Origin of the sequence: Nocardia farcinica (genome assembly GCF_029867845.1) — a bacterium.
In the GTDB taxonomy this organism is placed as follows: Bacteria; Actinomycetota; Actinomycetes; order Mycobacteriales; family Mycobacteriaceae; genus Nocardia; species Nocardia farcinica_A.
Window position 1 is genome coordinate 1 of the sequence record NZ_JARWRU010000525.1, and the last position, 2255, is coordinate 2255.

Below are 2255 nucleotides of genomic sequence, written 5' to 3' on the forward strand. Positions count from 1 at the left end.
ACCCCGGCCCGGCCGGTGCGCCGATCTCCGCCTCCCCGCTGCTGGCGCACGTCCGCGCCGCCGTCGCCGAACTGCGCGCCCTGGCAGCAGCGGTCGAGGTCGGGGCGCGGTGAGGCAGGCGCCGCCGCGCGGCCACCCCGCCGGTGATTCCGGCTCTCCGCTCCGTCGCGCGCGACGGGGGACCGGATCGGATACGGCGCAACGGAAATCGGCTGCGATCTACCCCCATGAACACTGCCGTGACCTGGCGGTTCGTGATCCCGCGTCGCGGGGTGCCCATAGCTTCGGGGGCGGCGAGTGGCAGGATCGAGGCTCGTGAACGCCCAAGTGGAGACGGTCGTCGATCTCGACGCGATTGCCCATAACGTCCGCGTGCTGCGCGACCACGCCGGTGCCGCGGCACTGATGGCCGTGGTCAAGGCGGACGCCTACAACCACGGCGCGGTGCAGGTCGCGCGAGCGGCACTGGCGGCGGGGGCACGCGAACTGGGGGTGACGACCATCCCTGAGGCGCTGCGGCTGCGCGAGGCGGGGATCGGCGCGCCCATCCTGAGCTGGCTGCACACCGAGGACACCGACTACGCCGCCGGCGTGGCGGCCGAGGTCGAGATCGGCGTGTCCAGCACGGCGCAACTGCTGGCGGTCGCGGCGTCGGCCCGCACGCTCGGCCGCACGGCCGTCGTCACCCTCAAGGTCGACACCGGTCTGAACCGCAACGGCATCGCCGAGGACGAGCTGCCGACCGCCCTGGCGACGCTGAGCGACCTGGTGGCGGAGCGGACGGTCCGGCTGCGCGGCATGTTCTCCCACCTCGCGCACGCCGACGAACCCAAGCACGCCTTCCTCGACGAGCAGCGCGAGCGTTTCGTCGCGGCCGTCGCGACCGCCTCGGCGCGCGGGCTGCGTCCCGAGGTGGCGCACCTGGCCAATTCGGCGGCCACCATGACCAGGCCCGACCTGCACTTCGACATGGTGCGCCCCGGCATCGCCCTCTACGGCCTGAGCCCGGTGCCCGAACTCGGCGACTTCGGCCTGCGCCCGGCCATGACCTTCCAGGCCTCGGTCGCGCTGGTCAAGCGGGTCGCCGCCGGAGAGGGCGTCTCCTACGGACACCAGTGGACCGCTCCGCACGAGACCACCGTCGCCCTGGTGCCCGCGGGCTACGCCGACGGCGTGTTCCGGCCCTTGAGCGGACACTTCGACGTGTGGGTAGGCGGTGCGCGGCACCCCGCCGTCGGCCGGGTGTGCATGGACCAGTTCGTGGTCGATCTCGGCGCCAACGAGTCGGGCGTGACCGCGGGCGACACCGCGGTGCTGTTCGGCGCTGGACCCGGCGTGCCGACCGCCCAGGAATGGGCCGACCGGCTGGGCACCATCCACTACGAGGTGGTCTGCTCCCCGCGTGGCCGGGTGGGTCGACGTCACATCGGGGCCGGAGCGTGACGTGCCCGGCGATCTGTTGCCGACCGGTGCGCGGCTGTGCTGGACTCGGAACAGTCTGCTGAGGGGAAGCATCCGATGAGGTCACGACGTTCCGCGGTCGGCCGAGGAGGACTGGCCGCCGCCGTGATGGTCGGCGCGCTCGCCGGGGTGCACGCGCTGCGCAAGGCGGGCAGGCGGGTATTGCACACCGGCAGGCCCGACGAGTACCGCGACGAGGACTTCGCGCTCTTCGACCGCGACCCCGCGAGCACGGTGCGCACCCGTGACGGCGTCCGGCTGGCGGTGCGCACCCTCGGCGACGAGAACGCCGTGGTCACGGTGGTTTTCGTGCACGGCTTCTGCAACAGCATGGAGTCCTTCCACTTCCAGCGTCGTGATCTGCCCGGCCGTTGGGGGCCGGGGGTGCGGCTGGTCTTCTTCGACCAGCGCGGGCACGGCCGGTCCGGTACACCGCCCGAGGGCAGCTGCACCATCGGCAGGCTGGGCCGCGACCTCGGCGCGGTGGTGGAGAAGGTCGCCCCCACCGGACCGGTGGTGCTGGTCGGCCACTCGCTGGGCGGCATGACGGTGCTGGCCGCGGCCTCGCGCTTGCCCGAGCTGTTCGCGAACCGGGTGACGGCGGTCGCGTTGATCTCCACCACGGCGGCGGAGGTGACCTCGATGGGAGTCACCCAGCTGCTGCGCAATCCGGCCGTCGACGGCTTCCGGTTGCTCACCCATCTCGCGCCCCCCCCGGGGCCGGGCGGGCGCCCCCCCCCCCGGCCCCGCCACACCCCCCGGCGGCCCCTGGCCGCCGTACCCGGGCAGGGGAA

Annotated in this window: 2 protein-coding genes; both read left to right on the plus strand. The window is 73.5% G+C overall.

Features of this window, described 5'->3' with window-relative positions; genetic code table 11:
• Positions 1-315: 315 nt before the first annotated feature.
• Positions 316-1443 carry an alanine racemase gene (gene alr / locus QH283_RS11335; RefSeq protein WP_280502970.1) on the plus strand — a complete coding sequence of 376 codons (1128 nt, stop codon included), beginning with the start codon at positions 316-318 and terminating at the stop codon, positions 1441-1443.
• Between the two features lie 75 nt (positions 1444-1518).
• Positions 1519-2255 (plus strand): alpha/beta fold hydrolase (locus tag QH283_RS11340; RefSeq protein WP_280502971.1); only part of this gene is annotated, 737 nt, incomplete at its 3' end.